Raw genomic sequence first — 22,988 nt, forward strand, 5'->3', positions numbered from 1 at the left:
TCCACAAGGATTTAAAATCTTAAAAAATCATATCAAAGTATTGAAAATTAGATATTTGAGTTGATTTTATATTTGAAAAAATAAAATACTTTGCATAAAATTTATATCTTTGATTCTCTTCCGAGTAAAATTAATATTTTATGCAAATTATAAATAATACTAATTTCTTAAAGAATAATCCTTATAAGAAAATTCTCTTATCATTTGAAGTTCATTTTTATGGTCTAAAAGCATGAGATTTGGAAGTCTTATACCATTAAAAGTTGTGTTTTTCACAATGGTGTAATGAATTTGATCTAAAAAAACAATTTTATCGCCGATTTTAAGCTTTTTATCAAAAGCGTACTCTCCCATTACATCACCCGCTAAACAAGTATTTCCAGTAAGTAAATAGGCAAATTCGTTTTCTTTTAAGTCTGAAATTTTTTCATTTTCTCTTGTGGCTAAAATTCTAGCATTTAAAACTTCACTTGTATAAGGCATGATGATAGTATCTGGCATATGTGCTTCGCTTGAAGTATCTAAAATGGCAATTTGTTTTTCATTTTCTATGATATCTACTACACTAGCAACCAAATTTCCTGTTTGCCAACCTACCGCTTCACCTGGTTCAAGATAAACTTGTACACCATATTTATCGCTGAAATTTTTACACAAAGCAATAAGTTTTTCAACATCATAGCCTTTTTTGGTGATGTGATGTCCTCCTCCAAAATTCACCCATTTCATTTGCCCTATCCATTTACCAAATTTCTCTTTAAAGACCTTTAAAACAGCTTCTAAAGCGTCAGCACTTTCTTCACAAAGTGCGTGAAAATGAAGTCCTTCTATAGCATTTAAATCCACATTTTCAAAATCTTTAGCACGAATTCCAAGTCTTGAGTATCTTCCACAAGGATTGTAAAGTTCTTTTGGGGCTAGAGAAAATTCAACATTGCAACGAAGACCTAAGGAATTTTTTTGTGTTTTGCTTTGAAATTTATGAAATTGAGCTAAAGAATTAAACACTATATGATGAGATAAACTGGCTATTTCACCTATTTCATCTTCTTTAAAAGCAGGTGAATAAGTATGAATTTCTTTATCCATGTATTCTTTAGCAAATTTTGCTTCCCAAAGTCCGCTACAAGTACAACCTTTTAGGTATTCTCCAACAATTTTCATCGCTCCTGAAAAAGCAAAACCTTTTAAAGCTAAAAGCACTTTAGCACCACTTTTTTCACCAACACTTGCTAAAAGCTCACAGTTTTTTCTTAATTTATCTTCTTCTAAAATATAAGCTGGAGTTTGAATTTTTTCATAAAACATTATTTTTCCTTGATTAAATTGCTAAAATCATAACAAAATTAAATCAAATTTTCAAAATAAATATTTACTAAAACTAAAAAAATAATGACTATAATACAAAAAATCAAGCAAAAGGAAAAACTAATGAATAGAAGAAATTTTTTAAAATTTAATGCACTTACTCTAGCAAGTATGGGTGTAGCCTATGCAAATCCTATGCACGATATGCACTCTATGCATAAAAATCATTCTATAAATCATGACTTAGATACTTCTTTTATCAACTTTGCTCCAAAAAATTTAAAACTTTTAGATCCAAAACAATTCCCCCAAGGAGAAATTTTAAAAGCCTTGCCTTTGCTCAAAAATGAAAGTAAAGAAAAAAATATTTTTCGTGCTACCCTAGAAATCAAAGAAAATCATATAGAGCTTATCAAAGGTAAAAAAACCTTATTTTATACTTACAATGGTCTAGTACCTGCTCCAAAAATAGAAGTTTTTGAAGGAGATAAACTTGAAATTTTAGTCAAAAACAAACTCAAGGAAGCTACAACTATACATTGGCATGGCGTTCCTGTGCCACCTGATCAAGATGGAAGCCCACATGATCCTATCTTAGCAGGAAAAGAAAGAATATATCGTTTTGAAATTCCTCAAGATAGCGCAGGAACTTACTGGTATCATCCACACCCTCATTATACCACTTCTAAACAAGTTTTTATGGGCTTAGCAGGGGCTTTTGTGATCAAAGCAAAAAAAGATGCTTTAAGTCATTTAAAAGAAAAAGATTTGATGATTAGCGATTTGCGTCTTGATGAAAACGCTCAAATTCCGAACAACAACCTAAATGATTGGCTAAATGGTAGAGAAGGAGAATTTGTACTCATTAATGGACAATTTAAACCTAAAATCAAACTCGCCACAAACGAACGCATACGCATTTATAATGCTACTGCAGCAAGATATTTAAATTTACGCATACAAGGAGCTAAGTTTATACTTGTTGGTACTGATGGTGGACTTATAGAAAAAGCTATTTATAAAGAAGAACTTTTCTTAAGTCCTGCTTCTCGCGTAGAAGTTTTAATCGACGCTCCAAAAGATGGGAATTTTAAGCTAGAAAGTGCTTATTATGATAGGGATAAAATGATGGTAAAAGAAGAACCTAATACCCTATTTTTAGCTAATATTAGTCTAAAAAAAGAAAATGTAGAACTTCCAAAAAATTTAAAAATTTTCAAACCTTCAGAAGAACCTAAGGAATTTAAAGAAATAATCATGAGTGAAGATCATATGCAAATGCATGGTATGATGGGAAAAAGTGAAAGCGAATTAAAAATCGCTCTTGCGTCTATGTTTTTAATCAATGGCAAAAGCTATGATTTAAAACGCATTGATTTAAGCTCCAAACTTGGAGTAGTTGAAGACTGGATAGTGATAAACAAATCTCACATGGATCATCCTTTCCACATACACGGCACGCAATTTGAACTCATCTCATCAAAACTCAATGGCAAAGTTCAAAAAGCCGAATTTAGAGCCTTAAGAGATACTATAAATGTGCGTCCTAATGAAGAGTTAAGACTTAGAATGAAACAAGATTTTAAAGGACTTAGAATGTATCATTGTCATATTTTAGAACATGAAGATTTAGGAATGATGGGAAATTTAGAAGTAAAGGAATAAAATGATAAAAGTGGAATTTTTAGGCCCCATAAATAAAGAAAATTTAGAGCTTGAGGTAAAAAATTTAAAAGAATTAAAAGAAATTTTGCAAAAAGATGAGAGTTTAAAAGAATGGCTAGAACTTTGTGCCGTATCTTTAAACGATGAAATCATTTTTGATGAAAACACTAAGTTAAAAGATGGTGATAAAATAGCACTTTTACCGCCAGTTTGTGGGGGTTAAATGAAACATTTTACACTCTATCAAGGTTCTTTAGATATTCCTAAAATTTATAGCCAATGGTATGAATTTGCCAAGGATAAAAACTGCGGTGCTTTGCTGACTTTTTGTGGTATTGTGCGTGAAGAAGGAGGCATTGAGGCACTTAGTTTTGATATTTATGAACCGCTTTTAAAAAAATGGTTTGATGAGTGGCAAAAAAGAGTAGATTTTGATGATATTAGCTTGCTTTTTGCTCACTCTATAGGCGATGTGGCGGTTCATGAAAGCTCTTATTTTGCAGGAATTTTAAGCAAACAAAGAAAATTAGGACTTAAACTTCTTAATGAATTTGTTGAAGATTTTAAAGCAAGTGCACCTATTTGGAAGTATGATGTGATAAACAAAGAAAGAATTTATGCCAAAGAAAGATCAACCAAACTTTGCGGTGCAGGACTTTTAAAAGGATAAAAAATGTTAATGTCTTATGAAGAAAGTTTAAAAATTTTACACTCTCATATCAAAACTTATGAAAAGATTGAAAAAATAGCTCTTACAGAGTGTTTAGGACGCATTTTAGCTCAAGACATAAAAGCCCCTAAAAATCAGCCTGAATTTCCAACTTCGGCTATGGATGGTTATGCGATCAAATTTGAAGATCAAGATAAGCCTTTAAAAATTTTAGGCCTCACACCTGCAGGCACTATGCCACAATTTAGCGTGCAAAATGGTACTTGTGTAAAAACCTTTACAGGTTCACTTATGAGTGAAGGAAGTGATACTTTAGTCCCTGTTGAAAATGTACGCGTAGAAAATGATACTCTTTTTATAGAAAAAAAAGTTCCCCAAGCTTTTGCCGTGCGTGCAGTAGGAGAAAACTATAAAAAAGATGAAATTTTACTCAAAAAAGGCACAAAGTTAAATTATAGCGAAATAGCTCTTTTGGCTGAACTTGGATTTTTTCACATTAGTGTGTTTATAAAGCCTATTGTAGGGGTTTTAAGTAGTGGAAGTGAGATCAAAGATCTAGGAGAAGCCTTGGAAAATCCTGCTCAAATCCGCTCTTCAAATCATATCGCCATAGCTAATTTAGCTAAAAATTTAAATTGCGATACAAGGGTTTTTCCACTTTTAAAAGATGATGAAAAAGCCACTTTTTCTACCCTTGAAAGTGCTTTGCAAAGTTGTGATATTTTGATTACAACAGGCGGAGTTTCTATGGGAGATTTTGACTTTTTAAAAAAAGCTGTAAAAGAATACGAAATCATCATCGATAAAGCCGACATAAAACCAGGTAGACATATCAAAATAGCCAAGGCTAATGAAAAATTCATCATCGCCTTACCAGGTTTTCCTTACTCGGCTATGGTAATGTTTAATCTTTACGCAAGAGAGATTTTAAACTCTTGGTTACTTCAGCCTAAAGACTATATTTGCAAAGCCTTTTTACAAGGAAGCTACAAGAAAAAAACACCTTATTTGGAATTTGTCGCTTGTAATGTGGAATTTAAAAATGGACGCATTTTAGCCAATCTTGAAGGTAAGAAAGAAGGCTCTAGTGCGATTATAAACAATCTTAACAATAAAGCTGCCCTTATGGTAGTACCAAAAGAATGTGAAATTTTAGAAAATGAAAGTTTAGTAGATATTATCTTTATGCCTTAAAATTATTTAAATAATTTTATTTCGATTTTAATCAACCCTAAATTTCAATAAGTTTCAAATTTGCACCTCCTTTTAGTGAAGTAATTAGCCCTAGCAGAGTTTCAATCCACTAGGGTTTTTAGTCCCTTTTTAAATTTCTTTATGGTAAAATTGATTTATTAGTAACCCATCAAGTTGGCTTGTTTTAGTCCCTTTTTAAATTTCTTTATGGTAAAATGCTTTAGGAAATGCTTTAAAACGCTTTGGAGTTTTAGTCCCTTTTTAAATTTCTTTATGGTAAAATAGATATTTACCAGATAATGAAAATTTCGGGGTTTTTTCATGAAAAATAGCAAAAATTATGCTATAATCTCAATAAGAAATTTAAAAAGGGACTAAAATAAAGAGTTTGCGGGACTCTGCGGGGTTACAATCCCCTAAAACCGCTTTTAAAATTCAAATAAATTTTGCTGATGATATTTTTCTTGTTTTTTGTTTAGTTGTATTTCTTCATTATTTGAATTTTTGTATTTAAATTCTCCATGACTATCTATATCAAAAAGCGTTAAATTAGTTTCGTTATTAACTTTTTCATTAAAAACTATGCCACCAAGCAAAAGCTCCATTTTATCAAATTGCTTTTCAGTGATGATTAAAGCCCTTACATTTCCATAAGGTGGCAAAATCTTTTTTACATTTTCAATAGAACTTTTTGCAGAACTTAAACCCTTGCAAATACGCATATAAACGCTAAATTGCAGCATAAAATAACCTAATTTTATAAGATTGTTTCTAAATTTACTTGCTAGTTTTTGCTCTTTTTTACTTTTAGTAGGTACATCAAACATCAAAAGCACGCGCATAAATTTATCTTCAATCATCAAATTTCACTATCTTTAGCTCATCTTCATACAATAAAGCATTTTTAAAATTCGCCACATAATGATTTATCGCTCTGTTTAAAGGATAATTTTGCCCATCAAAATTGATTTTGCTTTGTAAATTGCCAATCAACGCTCTTTTGTCATCTTTGCTTAAAAACTCACTTTCACCCTTAAGCTTTAAAACACAATCATCAACACTAGCCCTAAACACTTCTATCAAATCATCACAAAGTGCAAAAGAATTATAAATATTATCGTGCTTTATGCCAAGCCAAGGCAAAAGCCCACTTATACAAACTGCTCTAATAATACAAGCCCTAATGATTGCATAGCCATAATTTAAAGCAGAATTTTCAAAGCAAAGCTCATCTCTTGAAAAAGAAACGCCAAACAAAGTTTTAAAATAAAGCGCCGCTGCAACAGCTTCGATATTTTTACTATCATTTAAGCTTACTTTTTTAGCCAAATTTATAAGCTCATTGCTTTGCCCTATTTTATTGTGTTTTTTCAAAACAAAGGCTTGATTTAGGATTTTGTTTTTAATGATTTTTTGCCATAAAATAGCCTTTTTTTGAGCACTTACATTCATTTGCTCTTTTGCGATTTTTGCACTTTGAAAATGCCCTAAAAAAGGAGTAAAAACACCATTTATACTATGAGTTTCATCGCAGGTTAATAAGATAATTTTATGCCTTGCAAAAGCGTTAAAAAGTGCGGAACTAAGGCTTACTTGTAAGCTTTCTAAAACGATGATGTTTATATCCTTTAAAAACAATTTGGCTATATTTTCATCTTGCTTAATCACAAGATGATTTAGCTCTAAATTTAGCTTGGCATTAGAGCTAATAAGCAGTGTTTTAAAAGCTTCATCGTAACTCATTTTTTAAAATCTTCTCTTTGTCTAAACTCAGCCTTTGTCACTTCTCCAAGTGCTGAAACTATGTATTTTTCAAATACTTTTAGATTTTGAATTCCTATGCTTTTTGCGATTACTTCTTTTTCATTTGCATTTTTAAACAATATTTTTTGATTTTTGCTTAGCGTTTCAAATTTATTATCGTGTTTTGAAACAATCAAACTAACAGTAGAGCTTGTAAAAGCATTAAAATAAACAAGTTCTGGCTCTTGCATATCTTTAGTTTGAATTAAAATCAAACTATCTTTGTATAAAGAAAAGCAAAACTCATAATTTTCATCCATTAAAATCCAGTCTTTTATCTCACCTTTTTTACTTCGCGCTACAGCTTTATTTGGTAATACTTTTAAAGCAAAATCCATAGTATAAATTGGCACAGCATAAAATTTATTTGTCTTTTTGTGTTTAAAAATATCCACTCTAAACATATCGCCATTTTTAACAATTTTACCATTTACTTTGCGGATTTTACCAAGCTCTAGGGCTTTTAAAACTCCTTCTTTTCCGCCGTATGATTGATAGAATTCTTCTTCTTTTCTAAATGTTTCTTCATGTAAAGCTCCACTTGGCTTTTTTCTCTCAGGTTTTGAGACAAAAATTTCATCAATTTTATCTAAAACCTTTTGCCTAAAACCACTAAAAGGCTCAAAAAACTTCCTTTTGTTTTTATAATCTAATTCACTAATTTTTTTTGCATAAAGTTCTACACTGTTGCTTTCTTGCTCTTTTTTAAAATCTGAAAAAGCCTTTACGATAGAATTGTTTGCATAAGCAATAATTGCTGCATCGATGGCGTGATGAAGATGGTTGTTTCTATCCTTAGCGCTAAAGCCCCAAGTGTGCCTTAAAGCCGATGTTAGCATACCGCTTTTTGCTTCTACATGCACTTTTGAGCCTTTTTGCGTATCGTTTAATTTTGTATTTTCATCATCGCTTAAAGGTAAAAAATCTAAATAATCTTTAGTGTAGTTTAAAACAAGCCTTGCGATGTAGCGAGTATCGTTTAGATTTCTATCTTTAAAGTCTTTTTGCTCTTTGTCTTTGTAATTTTTATCTAAAATTCTTTTTTGCTTTTTTCAGGTAAATTTTTTGCCAAAACTTCAATTTTCTGCCATTTTGTACTATCATTGCCAAAGGCTTCAAAGGGGGTTTTATTAAGCTTTTCTTGATTTTGCTTGGTAAAAACTAAAACTTTATTCATATAAGAATCATCAAAACTTCTAGAATAAGGGTAAATATGGTCAATTTCAAGCATTTTTTCATCTTGCAAATCACTAAGTTTAATCTTTTCTCCACTATAAGCACAAAATTCTTTTTGTTCTTTAAATAATCTTAATTTTAAAATATTTTTGCTATTTATTTTTAAGCCTAGTTTTTCACATTCAATTTCGGCGTCTTTTTTGGCCTTGTAGTTTTCGTTTTGCTCTTTTTCTATTTTAGCTCTTTGGCTGTGATTTTTACCTACTTCTCTTGCTAATTCAATGTTTATTTTATGCACTTTACCGTATTTTTTAAGTAAGGCATTTAAGATTTTTCTATATTCTTTAATCGCCCTTAAAACCACAGGATTAGTTACTTCATCTTTGTAATAAGTTTCATTAAATGCGGGTAAAAAGTCTTTTTTATCTTCATTGATTGCTACTTTTAAATTAAGCTCATTGCAAGCTTCATCGTATTTTTTACCTTCAAGCATTAAAGGAGTGATAAGTTTTAAGGCTTTAAAACTTATATTTAAATGGTCTTTAAATTCCAATTTGCTTAAGCTATCAATTTGATTTTGATTTAAATCGTATTTTGCTAAAGCCTTTTTAAGTTTAATCTCATCTTTTATAAGAGTGATATCTTTTGCTATTTCATTTAAATCATCTTGGCTTAAATTATGCTCACCTAGGGCTTTTATAAATTCTTTGTATTTTTTAAACTCAATAAAATAAGTTCCTTTTTCTCCTTTAAATTCATAATCATCGCTTAAGCCCAAAAGCTTTTTTGTTTGTTTATAAGTTAGAGTGCCGTTTTTTAAAACTTCATTTAAAAGGGCGTTTAAATCATCTTTTGTATATAAAATTCCTTCAGTATTTTTAAGATTGTTTAAAATATTGATAATTCTTGTGAGTGCTACAAACATAAAAGCTAAAGGCGAATTTTTTGGCGCTCTTTTTTCATCAGTAAAAAAACTACAATTTCCCACTAAATGAGAAAAATCTTTTAAAGCCCTTTTATAAAATGCTACACTAAGCACTTCTTCTTCAAATTTCTTTGAAAAAGAAAAGCCAAATTCTCTTTGTTTTTGAAAAATAAGCTTTAATTCATCTTTTAAAAAACTTTGCGTTATGCAGCGTTCATAACTTTCTTTTTTATTTCTAACATTTATAAATTCTTTGGAATTTTCTTTGAATTTTTGAAAATACTCTTTATAAAGATACTCTCCCACACTTTGATAATTTACTAGTTTTTCTTCATTTTGCTTGATAGCTTTTAAAATCTCGCTCTTTTCTTCATCACCATTATTTTTAATATCATCATAGCCACGCCTTTTTGCAATATGTAAAATCACTCTTGCAAAATCTTGCTTACTTAAAAGCTCGTTTAAAGCTCTAAATCTTAACTCATAAGGGCTAATTAAAGAGCCTTTATAAGCCTTAGCTAAACTTTCATCAAAGCTTTGATAATCTTCGTAATTTAACTTAAACTCATTTGCGATTAAATGTTTTAAGTGATTTAGCCTTGCTTTGCGTCTAGCAAGGCGTTTTCTGGCACTTCTTGCAAGGCGTCTTGGTAAGGCTAGGGATTCTCCTGTTTTAGGATTTTCAGCCTTTGTAAAAATCCTAACTCCGCAATCTTTTAACTCATCATTTTCGCTAAATGCCCAGCCAATAGAGCTTATTCCTATATCAAATGCCAAAATTCTTGCCACACTAGATCCTTTTTGATATTTATAATTTGTTTATAATTATAATATAAAAATCATTTTTTATACAAACATAAACTTTTCAGTAACCAAACTATACATATTATTAATTTTATAATGCAAAAAATAAGTAAAATTTTAAATGAAAAATATTTATTAGTTAAATTTTAGCTAAAATAAAATAAAAGCTAATAATAACTTTAGGAGAAATCATGCCAATTTTTATGATATGTTCTACACTTTTAGCGGTAATTGTCGTTGCTTATTATATACTTAAAAAATACAATCCTATTTTTGTATTTTTTCTTTCAGGTATTATCTTGCTTATTTTTGCTTTTTACATCACAGGAACACCTATACCAAAAGCCCCGAGCAGAGAACATGCAAGCTTTTTGAATGTTTTACTTGATAGTTATGCTTTTATCACAGCGACTTTTAAAAGTCAGCTTTCTGGAGTAGGACTTATTATCATGAGTGTGGCAGGTTTTGCTGCTTATATGAAACATATCAATGCTTCGGCAAAACTTGCTTTTTTGGCAAATAAACCCTTAGGAAAAATCAAAAATAAATACTTGATTTTAAGTGGAACTTTTGTTGTTGGAATGGCTTTAAAAATCGTCATTTCTAGCTATGCTGGATTGCTTTTGCTTTTGTTAGCATGTATTTATCCTGTTTTAATCTCACTTAAAATCCGTCCTATTACAGCTGTATGTGTGCTTTCTTTAATTGCGCTTGATTATGGTCCAAAAGATGGAAATTCAATCAATATGGCAGATATGGTAGGACAAAGTGATAATGTCGTAGGGCTTTTTTTAAATTACCAAATTTATAGTGTGATTGCCTATGTTGTAGTTATTGCCATCTTGATTCCTTTTTATTTTGCTTGGATTGATAAAAGAGATAAAGAAAAAGGTGTTTTAAATGATGAAGTTGAAATTCCGCAAATCATTGATCCTAGATGCCCTACTTTTTACATACTCTTTCCTTGGTTACCTGTTGTATTTTTATTTACAGCGTATTTTTTTACTATCAAGCTCGATGTTGTAACAGCAAATTTTGTAAGCATTTCTTTAGTTTTTCTTGTTGAATTTGCAAGACACAGAAATGCTAGAAAATTAGGCGAAGATATGATGGTGATTTTAAAAGCTATGGCTGAAATTTTTATCTCAGTCGTAAGCATAATCATCGCTGCTGGAGTATTTGCTGAAGGCATTAAAGCACTTGGTGGAGTTAATATCCTTGCTAACGCGGTTTCAAATCTTGGAACAGGAAATTTTGCATGGTTTGGAATTCTTTTAAGTATAGCTATTTTAAGCTTTTTAGTTTATTTTGCCACAGTGATTATGGGAAGTGGAATTGCTGCTTTTAATGCTTTTGGAAAACTAGCTCCTGATATAGCTACAAAATTAGGCGTTGCACCTATTACTCTAGTTTTACCTATAGAAATTGCATCTTGTTTAGGTCGTGCAGCTTCACCAATAGCAGGCGGAATCATAGCTTTAGCTGGATTTGCAAAAGTAGCTCCAATGGATATTATAAAACGAACCACTCCTCTTTTGCTTATCGCTATGCTTGTAAATGTACTCGTAGCCTTTTATCTAGCACAAACCAATCCTTTGCCAAAAGAACAAAACACTACAAAAATAGCAGTATCTTTAAATAATAAATAATAAATATTTATTATTTTATAAAAACTATAAATTTTCTAAATTATTTTCTGCTTTTTTAGTAAAAATTTCATAAATTTTTCTATATTCTTTTTGCCAAGCTGGTTTTACTATCAATTTATCAAATCTACCTCCATAACTTCCACCTCCAAATCTATAAGCTGCAAGACTACTTGTAAAAGCCAAAGTAGGAATTTGTAAAATATCACAAAGATGTAAATTTCCAGTATCAACAGTAATTAAAAAATCTAGCTTTTGAGAAATACTTACCAAAGAAGCAATATTTTTATTATTACAGAAAACTTTCAAATTTGCATTCTGATCAATATTATACTGAATAGAATTCGTACTAAAATTTAAAAGTATAAATAAAAATTTAGGATATTTTAAAGAAAGTTGCCTTGCAAGCCCTATCCAATCTTTTATAAAAAAATTAAATCCTCTATATTCGCTATTATTTGAAAAAGCATTAATACCTATAATTTTTTCATATTTTGTATCAATTTGTTTAAAAAAATTATCACTTAATCTTGCATCATAAGGTAATAAATTTTTAATTTTAGAAAAATCAATTTGATTAAAATTTTTATCAAAATGCCTAGTATTAATCATCCTAACCAATTTTAAAACAATTTCACTCATATGTTTTTTAGCTCTAAAAAATGGTAAAGGTGTGGTTAAATTTTTAGAAATTATACTAATAAGATGAGGGAATACTATACATTTTTGAACATTTAAAAATTTTAATTTTTTAAAATATAAACCTTGTCTTCGTGTGGTAATAAAAATTACTGGATTTTTGCTTTGAATTTTTTCTAAAAAATCATCCTTATAAATCAAAACTTCATCAATAAATGGAATTTTTTCTAAAAAATCACTTTCCATTAATCCATTTGTTAATAAAAATAATTTATACTCTGGATAGAGTTGCTTTATAGCATACAAAGCTTTAAAACAAACTAATAAATCTCCAAAACCATCCGAATGAAAGACAATATTTTTCATCACTTTTCCTTATTATTTTTTTAATTTACTCTTAAAATATCTTAAAAAATAAATTCTTTTCACTCTAAAACAATACCTTCATTAATGCAAATTTCGCCGATAATAAAGGCATCTGAATTTTCTAAAACCTTACTTACATTAGAAGGATCTACAACCATTACTAAACCCACTCCCATGTTAAAGCTTCTATACATTTCACTTTCTTCTACAGCCTGTCCTATAGTATAAAAAATTTCAGGAGTTTTAAGATGATGTTTGCGTATAGTTGCACCCATACCACTAGGTAAAACGCGTGGTAAATTTTCTACTAAACCACCCCCTGTAATATGAGCTAGAGCACTGATATAAGGCTTTAGTGTAAGAAAATCACGCACATAAATCCTTGTAGGTTCTAATAAAATATCGATTAAATTTTTACCCTCTATCTTGTCATCAAATTTTAATTTTAAACTTTCAAAAAGTACTTTTCTGGCTAAAGAATAGCCATTTGAATGAAGTCCTGAACTAGGAAGTGCCAACAAAATATCACCATTTTTAACAAATTTACTTCTATCAATCTCATCTTCTTCAGCCATACCCACTGCAAAACCCGCAAGATCAAAATCATCTTTTGCATACATTCCAGGCATTTCAGCAGTTTCTCCGCCGATTAATGCACAATTTGCCATCTTACATCCCTTGGCAATGCCTGATACAACAGCCTTTGCTACTTCTACTTCGAGCTTGGCTGTAGCATAATAATCTAGGAAAAACAAAGGTGTAGCAAAATTACAAATCAAATCATTCACACACATTGCTACTAAATCTTGCCCTATAGTATCATATTTTTTAGCATCAATTGCCAAGCGAAGCTTGGTACCAACCCCATCTGTTGCACCTAAAATCACAGGCTTTTTAAAACCACTTGGCATTCTAAAAGCACCAGCAAAAGAACCAATTCCGCCTACAACATTATCATTAAAAGTTTCTTTAACCAAAGGTTTTATAGCCTCTACAAAGGCATTTCCATTATCTATACTTACGCCTGCATCTTCATATGAAATTTTCATTTATTTTCCTTTAAGAACTAAAAAGGTATTTTAACGAAAAAAGTTTTAATAAGGCATAAGATGAAAAATGCTTTTTTTGTAACCGCTTCAATTGCTTGTGGTAAAAGCACCTTTATAGAAATAGCGAATTCTTTAGGCTTTAAAAGCATTAGTGCAGATAAAATCGCTCATGAAATTTTAGATGAAAATGCTTTAGAGCTTGAAAAGATTTTTTCTCCCTTTAGTTTAAAAAATTTACTCACAAAAGAAAAGAAAATCGATAGAAAAATCCTTGGAGAAATTGTTTTTAACAACAAAGAAGCTAAAAAAATCTTAGAAAATTTCACTCATCCTAAAATTCGAGCTAAAATTTTAGAACAAATGCAAATTCTAGATAAGGAAAATAAAGCTTTTTTTGTAGAAATTCCTCTTTTTTTTGAAAGCGGTGCTTATGAAAATTTAGGCAAAGTCATTGTAATTTACACACCTAAAGAATTAAGCCTTAAAAGAATCATGCAAAGAGATAAGCTTAGCTTAGAAGCTGCAAAAGCAAGACTTGATTCTCAAATAGATATTGAAGAAAAACTTAAAAAAGCAGATTTTATCATTAAAAATACTAATTCTTATGCCGATTTTAGGCAAGAATGTGTTAAAGTAATACAAGAAATTTCTAAAGGAAAAATGTGAAATTTTATAAATATTGTGCAAGTGGGAATGATTTTGTCATAACAAATGCTGATAGAAAAGAAGATAGAAGTGCTTTAGCTAAAGAACTTTGTAATCGTTATGAGGGTATAGGCGCGGATGGCTTTATCGTGATATTACCTCATGAAAAATACGACTTTGAATGGGAATTTTATAATAACGATGGCTCAAGGGCTGCTATGTGTGGCAATGGCTCAAGGGCTGCGGCACATTTTGTACATCATATTAACAAAATAAATCCTAACATGAGTTTTTTAACTGGTGCAGGAGTAATAAAAGCAAAGGTAAATCAAGATAAAGTTGAAGTATCTTTAGGCAAAATAAAAAGCGTGCAAAATACTTTTGAAGAATTAGGAAAAACTTGGCAACTTTGCAACACTGGAGTTCCACATCTAGTACATTTTTGTCAAAATTTAGATGAATTTGATACAATGCTTTGTCAAAAAATGAGACAAAAATATAATGCCAATGTTAATTTTGTAAAAATTTTAGATGAAAATCATTTAAAAGTTCGCACCTATGAACGCGGAGTTGAAGATGAAACCTTAGCTTGTGGCACAGGAATGGGGGCTTGTTTTTATCTGGCATTTTTAAATAAAAAAGTACAAAATAAAGTTAAAATAACTCCTAAAAGTGGTGAAGAGGTAGGGTTTGCATATAAAAATGAAGAATTGTTTTTTGAAGGAAAGGTAAAGTATTGTTTTGAAGCCAATTATAATTTTTCTTAGTCTTTTTCTAATCCCACTTTTTGCCGCTGATGATCTAAAGAGTGGATTTGGAGAGGAATATTACAAACTTGATATAGATCAAAAAAGGCAAATTTTTTTTACAAAAATGAATGAAATGTTTGATCAAAGCTTTAAAAAAATTGAACAAGAAAGAGCCTTTATCGAAGCCTTTTTTAAAGATGCTTACAAAACAGGCTTTAGGACTTCAAACCAAATAAATCTTGAAAAACTTATCACGATAAAAAACAAATATCGCATTGAAAATCTTTATGATTTTGCAGAATATAAAAAACGTATTCAAAAAATTCCAAAATCCATGGGTATAGCCCAAGCTTTAGTTGAAAGTGCTACAGGTACCAGTCGCTTCGCAAGAGAAGCAAACAATCTTTTTGGAGAATGGACTTGGGGTGAGAAAGGTTTAATTCCTGATTTAAGACATCCAGATAAAAAACACAAAATTAAAATTTTTGATAGTCTGCAAGATAGTGTTGACTCTTATGTTTTAAATTTAAATCGTCATTTTGCTTATGAAAAGTTTCGCGATGCAAGAGCTAAATTTGAAAGCGAAGGCAAAGAGATAACAGGGCTAGAGGCTATTAAAACTTTAGATTCTTATTCTGAACGCAAGGGATATTATATCAATCTTATTACAAAAATCATCAAACGATACAACCTTGAAAAATACGATACAAACTCAAACAACACCTAAAATCCAAGTGAAAATTTATCAAAAGATATGACTTCAAATTTAACCCCTTGCTCAAAAAAATTATCCTCGCTTGAAAGAGTGATAAAAATCACATGAAAAATTCCAAGTTCTAAAGCCTTTGGTAAAATTTTCTTAGCACGTAGCTTGATCAAATCAATATCTAAAGTTGGACTTGAAATATAAGCAATTTTAGATATTTGGCTATAAAAGTTAAAGTATTTGTTATAAAAAAATTCTTCTTTAAATTTAAACAACTCGCTTAAAACTAAATTTTCAAATAAATGTGAAAAATCCTTTGAAATACAAAGATTATTTCTTAGGCCAAAATCTTTAAAATAAATCTTTTGAAGTTTTTTTTCATCATGTTTTAAAGTATAGATCACATAAGTATTTTCTAATTTTTTTATAGCTTGATAAACACTATCTTTTGAAGTTTTTAATCTTTTTTTGAGTTCTATAAATATCTTAGAAATACTGATTTGCTGACCCAAATTTAAAGCTAAATACTTTAAAATTTCTAATTCTAAAAGAGTGAAGCTTTGTCTTAGAAGTATGTTTTTTTCTCCAAATTTACTGCGTCCACTTTGTAAAAAAAGACCTACTAAATTATTTATAGGTAAATTTTTCTTACTTACACTAATAAATTCTTCAAAATCAAAATAATCGAGTTCAAGCTCTTCAAACCCATTTATATTTAAATCTTTTATATTTGTACTTAAGATGATGGGAATTTTAATTTTTTCTAAATTAGGGATAAAATCCAAATTATAAAGGCAAAGAATTTTAATTTGTAAATTTTCATTCAGAAAATCAGCAAGTCTTTCTAAACTTTGTTTTTCAAAGCGTGTATCATATAAATCTAAAAACAAAATTTCACTTGCTTTAAATTGAGATAAAAAATTAAAAATAAGTGTTTTTTTACCACAAAATCGTGGGCCTTTTATGATAATATTTGGTTTTGAAATTTGATTTTTTCTTTCATAACTTACTTCAAATTTAGGGTGGTTTTCATAAAAAAAATTAAGTACTTTCAAAATTTTATCCTTTAAAAAAGGATATTATAACCTAGTTTGTATAATTGGGGCATAAAGCCCCTTAAATTACATTTTGCAAGCACCTTGTAAAGTAGCGCCTATCATCCAAAGACTTTTTTCATATTTTGCGATATTTTCTTGCGCAAAAGCAGCTGTTGTAGTATCGCTTTCTTTTTCTGCTTCTTCATTGAGTTTTTTAAATTCTGCTAAAAGATATTCATAATCTTGTTTGATCAGTTCTATGACTTCAAGCGGAGTAAAGCAATCTTTTGCAACTTTTGGACTTTTTGCATTTTCCATTAAAACTTTTTGGCAAGTGATAGCTTTTTCGCCAAGTTGTAAAACTCTTTCAGCACAACTATCAAAAAGTTCTGCCATTTCTTCATAAGCTTTTTCTGTGTACTCGTGTATAGAAAAAAATTGCAAACCTTTTACATTCCAGTGATAATTATGAAATTTAACCCATAGATGATGAGCATCTGCTTGCATTTGTAATAATTGTTTTGTAACTGACATGATTGACTCCTTTTTTTAATTTTTAAAATTATAACATAAAATTCTTAAATAATAATTATTATTAATTAAAAATTTTTATTATAATTTTAACTTAAAATCATTATACTCTTTTTTAATGAATTTTGATTAAGAATTTAATATATTTTTTAAGATCAACTTTCCAACTTCCACACCAGGTTGATCATAAGTGTTAATCCCTAGCATAACACCGCAAGTTGAAGTAAAAAGTTCATAATAATACATCAAATATCCCGCATGCCAAGCGTCAAGTTTTTCAAGTTCTATCACATCAACACTCAAATTTTCAGCGATTAAAGCGTGCATAGTTGCATCACATTGAGCGTTTAAAAGTTCGTGAAGATTGACTTTATTGCTTAAAGAATCTAAAAATTTAAAATGAATATCAGGGATAATAGGTGCTTTTTGAGCGTCTTTGATTTTTAAAAAAGTTACAGTTTTATTTTTAGGTCCATCCATGATGAGTTGTAAAAAACTATGCTGATCTCTTGCGCCAATAAGTGCAATAGGAGTCAAACCTATGCGTTTATAGCCTTGCTTTTTACCTAAACTTTCAGCAATAAGCTGAATATACCATTCATTAAAGCCTTTAAAAGCATCACTATATGAAAAAAGTACATTGATATTGGCATTTTTATGCGTGCAATAATGGTAGGCTTTTTGTAAAATTTCATCTTTTTTGTGAGTAAAAAAATCTTCAAAACAAGCTTTAGCTCCTTCCAAAAGAGCTTTGGCATTATAGCCACAAAAACAAAGCGGAACTATACCTACGGCTGAAAGTATGCTAAAACGACCTCCTACATTTGCAGGGATAAAAAAGCATTTAATACCTAAATTTTCACCTTCTTGATGAAGTTTTGAATCCTTATCGGTAATAAAAACAAAGTATTTTTTTAATTCTTGCATATCAAGTTTAAAATGTTCAATAAGAAGTTTAAAAAGCGATACGACTTCTATAGTGCTACCTGTTTTACTGATGATTAAAAACAAACTTTCTTCAAGCTTGATTTTTTCTAAAGTCTTATTAAAAGAATGTGAACTTGTGTTATCGAGTATAAAAAGTTCTCTTTGATTACTTTTTTCATTAAAAAGCATATCACGCAAGGCTTTTACACCGCAACTTGAACCACCCATTCCCACTAAAACAATATTTTTTATGTGTTCTTTGTCTTTGATAAAAGCCAAACTCTCATCAATCAGGCTTAAGCTCGTGTCAATAAGATGATAATACCCTATATCTCCACTTTTTACCTCATCATTAATACGATTTGCATAAGAGCTTATAGTGTGAATTTCACTTTGTTTAAAAAAAAGTGTATTGTTTAACATTTACTTTTCTCGTAAAAATAATTTGTAGCCTCTACAAAGCCTTCTACACTTCCACAATCAAAGCGTTTCCCTTGAAATTTATAAGCTAAAACCATACCATTGGTTGCTTGAGTTAAAAGCGCGTCGGTAAGTTGAATTTCGCCATTTTTTCCCGCTTTAGTATTTTCTAAAATTCCAAAAATATCAGGAGTTAAAATATATCTTCCTATGATAGCAAGATTACTTGGAGCTTCATCAGGACTTGGTTTTTCTATCATAGAATTAACCATGATAAGATTTTCTTCTGCAAAATTTCCAAAAATTACTCCATAGTTTGAAACTTGTTCTTTTGGTACTTCCATCACAGCTATGATGGTGCAGCGATATTTTTCATAAATTTTTACCATTTGAGCCATAACATTTAAGCCTTCTTCGTTGACACACAAATCATCAGCCAAAATTACGCCAAAAGCTTCATCACCAACCAAAGGTTTACCTTTTAAAACCGCATCACCTAATCCTTTCATTTGATTTTGTCTTGTAAAAGTAAAGGTGCAACGATTGATCAAAGAGCGAATTTCATCAAGTAAGTATTCTTTTTTTGTACCTGAAATTTGATGCTCAAGTTCATAAGAAATATCAAAATAATCCTCCAAAGCTCTTTTTCCACGCCCTGTGACAAAGCCCATATTTTCCATTCCTGCTTCCAAAGCTTCATCAACCCCATAATGGATCAAAGGCTTAGTTAAGATAGGTAACATCTCTTTAGGTAAAGTTTTTGTTGCAGGTAAAAATCTCGTCCCATAACCTGCCGCAGGGAAAATACAAGTTTGAAGCATAAAAATTTCCTTTTATTTTTTTATCATTATAGCTTATTTTTATGAATTTTTATGCAACAAGGCAAAGTTCTTTTTGCCTTGTTATTCAAACTCTGCCTTAGCTAATTTAACAATAGTTTCTACTACTCCAGAATCTTCGAGCGTTGAAATATCCTGTTTGATTTCTTCACCTCTTGCTATAGTTCTTAAAATTCTTCTCATTATTTTACCACTTCTAGTTTTTGGCAAACCTGGAGTATAAAGAATTTTTTCTATTTTAGCTATAGGTCCTATTTCTACTCTTAAAATGTCATTAAGTTCTTTTAAAGTTTCTATAGCTCCGCCAAGATCACAACTGGATGCAGGACTTAAAACCACAAAAGCAAACAGTGACTCGCCCTTAATCGCATCCAAAATACTCACTACAGCTGATTCTGCTACACTTGGATGTTTAGCAATAGCGCTTTCAATTTCAGCCGTTCCTATACGATGTCCTGCAACATTAACCACATCATCTGTTCTTCCTGTGATAGTTATATAACCATTTTTATCATAAAAAGCACCATCGCCACTAAAATATACAGCTTTTCCATCTTTTTTAGCTTGAGAAAAATAACTTTCTATATAGCGTTCATCATTACCCCAAATTCCACGAATCATCGAAGGCCAAGGTTTGGTTATACAAAGCAATCCATCTTCACCTTCATCTTTTTTATTGCCTTCTTCATCAATAACTTCTGCAAAAATTCCTGGCAAAGGCAAGGTAGCACAACCTGGTTTTAAAGGAGTAGCGCCTGGTAAAGGCGTGATCATATGCCCACCTGTTTCTGTTTGCCACCAAGTATCGACTATAGGACTTTTAGTTCCCCCTATTTCATCATAAAACCACTTCCAAGCACTAGGATTGATAGGCTCTCCAACCGTTCCAAGCACTTCAAGCGTACTTAAATCATATTTTCTTGGCTCATCAGGTGCATCAGCATGAAGCATTCTTATGGCAGTTGGCGAAGTGTAGAATTTGCTTATTTGATACTCTTCTATCATTCTCCACCAACGCCCAGAATTTGGATAAGTAGGAGTTCCTTCATGCATTATAGTCGTTGCTCCACATGCTAAAGGCCCATAAACTACATAAGTATGTCCTGTAATCCAACCCACATCAGCACTACACCAATAATTATCATAATCTTTAATATCAAAAACCCATTCCATAGTCATTTGTGCCCAAAGTATATATCCTGCACTTGCATGCATAACTCCTTTTGGCTTGCCCGTTGATCCTGAAGTGTAAAGCAAAAACAACAAATCCTCGCTATCCATGATTTCGGGTTCACACTTATAAGACTCATTTTTCACAAGTTCGTTATAAACATAGTCCCTTCCTTTAATATATTCTATAGGCTCATTATTGCGTATAACTATAAGTACTTTTTCTACACTTTCACACCCTTCACTTAAAGCCTTATCTACTGCAGGTTTTAACATATAAGGTTTGCCACGACGAAAAGCACCATCAGCCGTTACTACAAGTTTAGCTCCTGCATCTATAATTCTATCTCTTAAGGCTTCAGGAGAAAACCCTCCAAATACCACACTATGAATAGCCCCAATCCTTGCACAAGCTAACATTACTATAGCTGTTTCTGGAATCATAGGCATATAAATTACAACCCTATCGCCTTTTTTTACTCCGAATTTTTTAAGCAAATTGGCCGCCTTGCAAGTTTCATGCAATAATCTTCTATAAGTATAAACTTCATAATCCCCCATTTCACCTTCAAAAATCAAAGCAGCTTTATTGCGTCTTGTTTTCATATGACGATCAAGACATTGATAACTTACATTTAAAGTTCCACCTTCAAACCATTTATAAAATGGAGCTTTATCCTCATTTAACACTCTTGAAAAAGGCGAAAACCACTCGATCTTCTCAAGTGCTTGTCTTTTCCAAAAACCTTCAAAATCTTCCTTGGCTTCATCGCATAAATCATAGTATTCACATAAATTTTTTATACGAGCATTACGAGAAAATTCTTTACTTGGCTTAAAAAGCTCTTGATTATTTTGATTAAGCATAAAAACTCCTTTATGGTTATTTTTAAACATTATATAAGAGTTTATTTGTATTAAATACAAATTTAAAAAATAATTAAGATAAATTTTATAAAAAATGGGAATATTTGTAATATTTTATTTAAAATTTATAATGTATGTTAATTTAAGAAACATATTGCATCTTCATAAAAATAAAGACTGAGTTCTTCGTATAATTTTAAATCGAATTTTAAAAATTCTTGTTTTTCTAAGGCAAATTCTAAAATTTTATCCATACAACTTACCCTTATAAAAACATCACTTTTCCTGCTTCTAAGTGCTATAATATAACATTTTTCTAAAATAAACTCATAATTATTTTTTGGGATATTTTTAGAATTAAAAAAAGAAATTTTATAAGGATCAATAGCAATTTTACTTGGAGGTTTTTTAAAATCTTTATATTTTTTACAATTACTAAAATCTATAAAATTACAAAATTTCACACCTTGATTTTCTAGTTCAAAAACATTAGTATTTTCAAATTCTAAAATTTCTCCACTGTGTAAATAAAGTTTTTTTTGAGCCAAAGAATCTAAAAAATGTTTATCATGACTTGCGATTAAAAAACCTGTATTGAAATTTTCGTGCATTTTAAGAATAGCTTTTTTAAATAAAAGTGTAGTATTTTTATCCAAAAAAGCACTCGGTTCATCAAGTAAATAATACTTCGCTCTTACGCTTAAAGCTATAGCAAAAGCTATTTTTTGACTTTGTCCTGATGAAAGTTCATTAGGATATTTATTTAAAAGACTTTCATTTAAATTTAAACACATCAAACTTTCTTTTATGCGCTCTTCAATATCTTCTTTAATCCCATAAGTTTTTAAGGTAAATAAAAAATTTGCCCTTACGCTACGATTTAACAAAATAGGCTCTGGAAAAAGCAAATAAATTTCACGCTTTTGTTTATTATTAAGTTTAAAATTTCCAAAATAAGAAATATTTTTTGAAAAATCTCCTTCTAAAAATTTTAATATTCTTAAAAATGTAGATTTTCCACTTCCATTCGCTCCCATTAAGATGTTAATTTTACTCGTATCAAGTTTTAAATTTTTGATTTTTAAAACTTCTTTGTTTTGATAGTTGAAAAAAAGATTAGAAATTTCTATCATTTTATGTTCTTTTGAGTTTGTGTGTGATGAAATTTAAACAAAAGGCAATGAGAATTAAAACCAAAGCCAAAGCTATACCGCTAGCAAATTCGCCTTTGTTGGTTTCAAGTGAAATAGCTGTGGTTATGGTTCTAGTGTCGTATTTGATATTTCCACCTACTATCATCGCTACTCCTACTTCTGCTACAATGCGTCCATAAGCTAGTGCAACGACGCTAATCAAAGCAAAGCGTAATTCATAAATCATGGTTAAAACAAGTTTTAAAGGACTTAGATGAAAAGATTTTATAAGTAAAAAATGTTTTTTATTCATATTTTCTATCAAATTTGAAAAAAGCGCAATCACTATAGGAAGCGCTAAAATAAACTGCCCTAAAATTAAAGCCTTTATAGTAAAAAGTAGTCCAAATTCCCCTAAAGGTCCTCGACTTGAAATCAATGCATAAAGTATAAGCCCTACTGCAACTGTTGGAAAAGAGAGGCTAGTATCTATGATAAGTTTTATAAAGCGTTTGAATTTAAAATCAAAAAAGCCTAAGATAAATCCCAAAGGAAAACCTATAAGCAAAGCCAAAACTATAGAAATACTTGAGCTTAAAAGTGTAGTTTTTATAGCCGAAATTACGCTTTCATCGGCATTGAAAAGTAAAAATAAAGCTTGTTTAAAACCATCAAAAATATAATCCAAAAATATCCTTTTTAAAATAAGTAATTTTAGC

20 protein-coding genes and 1 pseudogene are annotated in these 22,988 nt (G+C 30.2%); 8 read left to right on the plus strand and 13 right to left on the minus strand.

The annotated features are described in order from the left end of the window. Positions 1-159: 159 nt before the first annotated feature. Positions 160-1,308: a carboxynorspermidine decarboxylase gene (gene nspC / locus SR63_RS07230; protein WP_002877469.1), complete on the minus strand. Its 1,149-nt coding sequence runs from the start codon at positions 1,306-1,308 to the stop codon at positions 160-162. A 123-nt stretch (positions 1,309-1,431) separates the two neighbouring features. Here nspC and cueO point away from each other — a divergent pair, with 123 nt between their 5' ends. From cueO to SR63_RS07250, 4 genes are read left to right on the plus strand one after another with little or no spacing between them, the layout of a single operon-like run. Then, positions 1,432-2,973 (plus strand): multicopper oxidase CueO, encoded by a 1,542-nt coding sequence (cueO, locus tag SR63_RS07235; protein ID WP_002874621.1) that lies wholly within the window; start codon positions 1,432-1,434, stop codon positions 2,971-2,973. Position 2,974: 1 nt separating this feature from the next. Next, positions 2,975-3,196: a MoaD/ThiS family protein gene (locus SR63_RS07240; RefSeq protein ID WP_002867061.1), complete on the plus strand. Its 222-nt coding sequence runs from the start codon at positions 2,975-2,977 to the stop codon at positions 3,194-3,196. After that, positions 3,197-3,643, plus strand: coding sequence for a molybdopterin synthase catalytic subunit (locus SR63_RS07245; protein ID WP_002867062.1), 447 nt, complete (start codon positions 3,197-3,199; stop codon positions 3,641-3,643). 3 nt (positions 3,644-3,646) lie between these two features. Continuing rightward, positions 3,647-4,837 carry a molybdopterin molybdotransferase MoeA gene (locus tag SR63_RS07250; protein WP_002867063.1) on the plus strand — a complete coding sequence of 397 codons (1,191 nt, stop codon included), beginning with the start codon at positions 3,647-3,649 and terminating at the stop codon, positions 4,835-4,837. A 428-nt stretch (positions 4,838-5,265) separates the two neighbouring features. Here the strand turns inward: SR63_RS07250 and cas2 are convergent, their stop codons facing one another. The 3 genes and pseudogenes from cas2 to cas9 form a co-directional block, all read right to left on the minus strand. Then, on the minus strand, positions 5,266-5,697 hold the full coding sequence (cas2, locus tag SR63_RS07255; protein ID WP_002780988.1) for a CRISPR-associated endonuclease Cas2: 432 nt from the start codon (positions 5,695-5,697) through the stop codon (positions 5,266-5,268). Then, on the minus strand, positions 5,690-6,580 hold the full coding sequence (cas1, locus tag SR63_RS07260; RefSeq protein ID WP_002867064.1) for a type II CRISPR-associated endonuclease Cas1: 891 nt from the start codon (positions 6,578-6,580) through the stop codon (positions 5,690-5,692). The genes cas2 and cas1 overlap by 8 nt, the downstream gene beginning before the upstream one ends. Next, positions 6,577-9,530 (minus strand): annotated as a pseudogene (gene cas9, locus SR63_RS07265) (type II CRISPR RNA-guided endonuclease Cas9). Before cas9 ends, cas1 begins: the two are co-directional and overlap by 4 nt. Before the next feature lie 206 nt (positions 9,531-9,736). Here cas9 and dcuC point away from each other — a divergent pair. Continuing rightward, positions 9,737-11,194: a C4-dicarboxylate transporter DcuC gene (gene dcuC / locus SR63_RS07270; protein ID WP_012006787.1), complete on the plus strand. Its 1,458-nt coding sequence runs from the start codon at positions 9,737-9,739 to the stop codon at positions 11,192-11,194. Positions 11,195-11,218: 24 nt separating this feature from the next. Here dcuC and SR63_RS07275 read toward each other — a convergent pair whose 3' ends face one another. After that, positions 11,219-12,196 (minus strand): glycosyltransferase family 9 protein, encoded by a 978-nt coding sequence (locus tag SR63_RS07275; RefSeq protein WP_002779495.1) that lies wholly within the window; start codon positions 12,194-12,196, stop codon positions 11,219-11,221. A gap of 59 nt (positions 12,197-12,255) precedes the next feature. Then, positions 12,256-13,245 carry a phosphoribosylformylglycinamidine cyclo-ligase gene (purM, locus tag SR63_RS07280; RefSeq protein ID WP_002877303.1) on the minus strand — a complete coding sequence of 330 codons (990 nt, stop codon included), beginning with the start codon at positions 13,243-13,245 and terminating at the stop codon, positions 12,256-12,258. Between the two features lie 60 nt (positions 13,246-13,305). On the opposite strand from purM, the gene coaE reads away from it, so the two are divergent. The 3 genes from coaE to SR63_RS07295 are packed head-to-tail and all read left to right on the plus strand — an operon-like array spanning position 13,306 to position 15,366. After that, a complete protein-coding gene (gene coaE / locus SR63_RS07285) occupies positions 13,306-13,911 on the plus strand; it encodes a dephospho-CoA kinase (protein WP_002867071.1) in 606 nt (201 codons plus the stop codon). After that, positions 13,908-14,657 carry a diaminopimelate epimerase gene (gene dapF / locus SR63_RS07290; protein WP_002867072.1) on the plus strand — a complete coding sequence of 250 codons (750 nt, stop codon included), beginning with the start codon at positions 13,908-13,910 and terminating at the stop codon, positions 14,655-14,657. The genes coaE and dapF overlap by 4 nt, the downstream gene beginning before the upstream one ends. Continuing rightward, entirely contained in the window at positions 14,632-15,366 is a 735-nt protein-coding gene (locus SR63_RS07295; RefSeq protein ID WP_002877301.1) for a glucosaminidase domain-containing protein, read from the plus strand. Before dapF ends, SR63_RS07295 begins: the two co-directional genes overlap by 26 nt. Here the strand turns inward: SR63_RS07295 and SR63_RS07300 are convergent. From SR63_RS07300 to tupB, 7 genes are all read right to left on the minus strand, one after another. Continuing rightward, entirely contained in the window at positions 15,363-16,400 is a 1,038-nt protein-coding gene (locus tag SR63_RS07300) for a DUF4143 domain-containing protein (RefSeq protein ID WP_002867075.1), read from the minus strand. The genes SR63_RS07295 and SR63_RS07300 overlap by 4 nt on opposite strands. 66 nt (positions 16,401-16,466) lie before the next feature. Further along, positions 16,467-16,916 carry a Dps family protein gene (locus SR63_RS07305; RefSeq protein WP_002867076.1) on the minus strand — a complete coding sequence of 150 codons (450 nt, stop codon included), beginning with the start codon at positions 16,914-16,916 and terminating at the stop codon, positions 16,467-16,469. 126 nt (positions 16,917-17,042) lie between these two features. Then, positions 17,043-18,263 (minus strand): glucose-6-phosphate isomerase, encoded by a 1,221-nt coding sequence (locus SR63_RS07310; RefSeq protein WP_002867077.1) that lies wholly within the window; start codon positions 18,261-18,263, stop codon positions 17,043-17,045. Beyond that, on the minus strand, positions 18,257-19,081 hold the full coding sequence (gene galU, locus SR63_RS07315) for a UTP--glucose-1-phosphate uridylyltransferase GalU (protein WP_063674809.1): 825 nt from the start codon (positions 19,079-19,081) through the stop codon (positions 18,257-18,259). The genes SR63_RS07310 and galU overlap by 7 nt, the downstream gene beginning before the upstream one ends. An 81-nt stretch (positions 19,082-19,162) precedes the next feature. Beyond that, complete coding sequence (gene acs / locus SR63_RS07320; RefSeq protein ID WP_002862181.1) at positions 19,163-21,136, minus strand: acetate--CoA ligase; 1,974 nt, start codon at positions 21,134-21,136, stop codon at positions 19,163-19,165. Positions 21,137-21,273: 137 nt separating this feature from the next. Continuing rightward, entirely contained in the window at positions 21,274-22,269 is a 996-nt protein-coding gene (tupC, locus tag SR63_RS07325; protein ID WP_012006789.1) for a tungstate ABC transporter ATP-binding protein TupC, read from the minus strand. Between the two features lies 1 nt (position 22,270). Continuing rightward, positions 22,271-22,957, minus strand: coding sequence for a tungstate ABC transporter permease TupB (gene tupB, locus SR63_RS07330; RefSeq protein WP_002873802.1), 687 nt, complete (start codon positions 22,955-22,957; stop codon positions 22,271-22,273). Positions 22,958-22,988 lie beyond the last annotated feature (31 nt).

This window comes from Campylobacter sp. 2014D-0259, from assembly GCF_008000505.1.
Lineage (GTDB): Bacteria > Campylobacterota > Campylobacteria > Campylobacterales > Campylobacteraceae > Campylobacter_D > Campylobacter_D jejuni.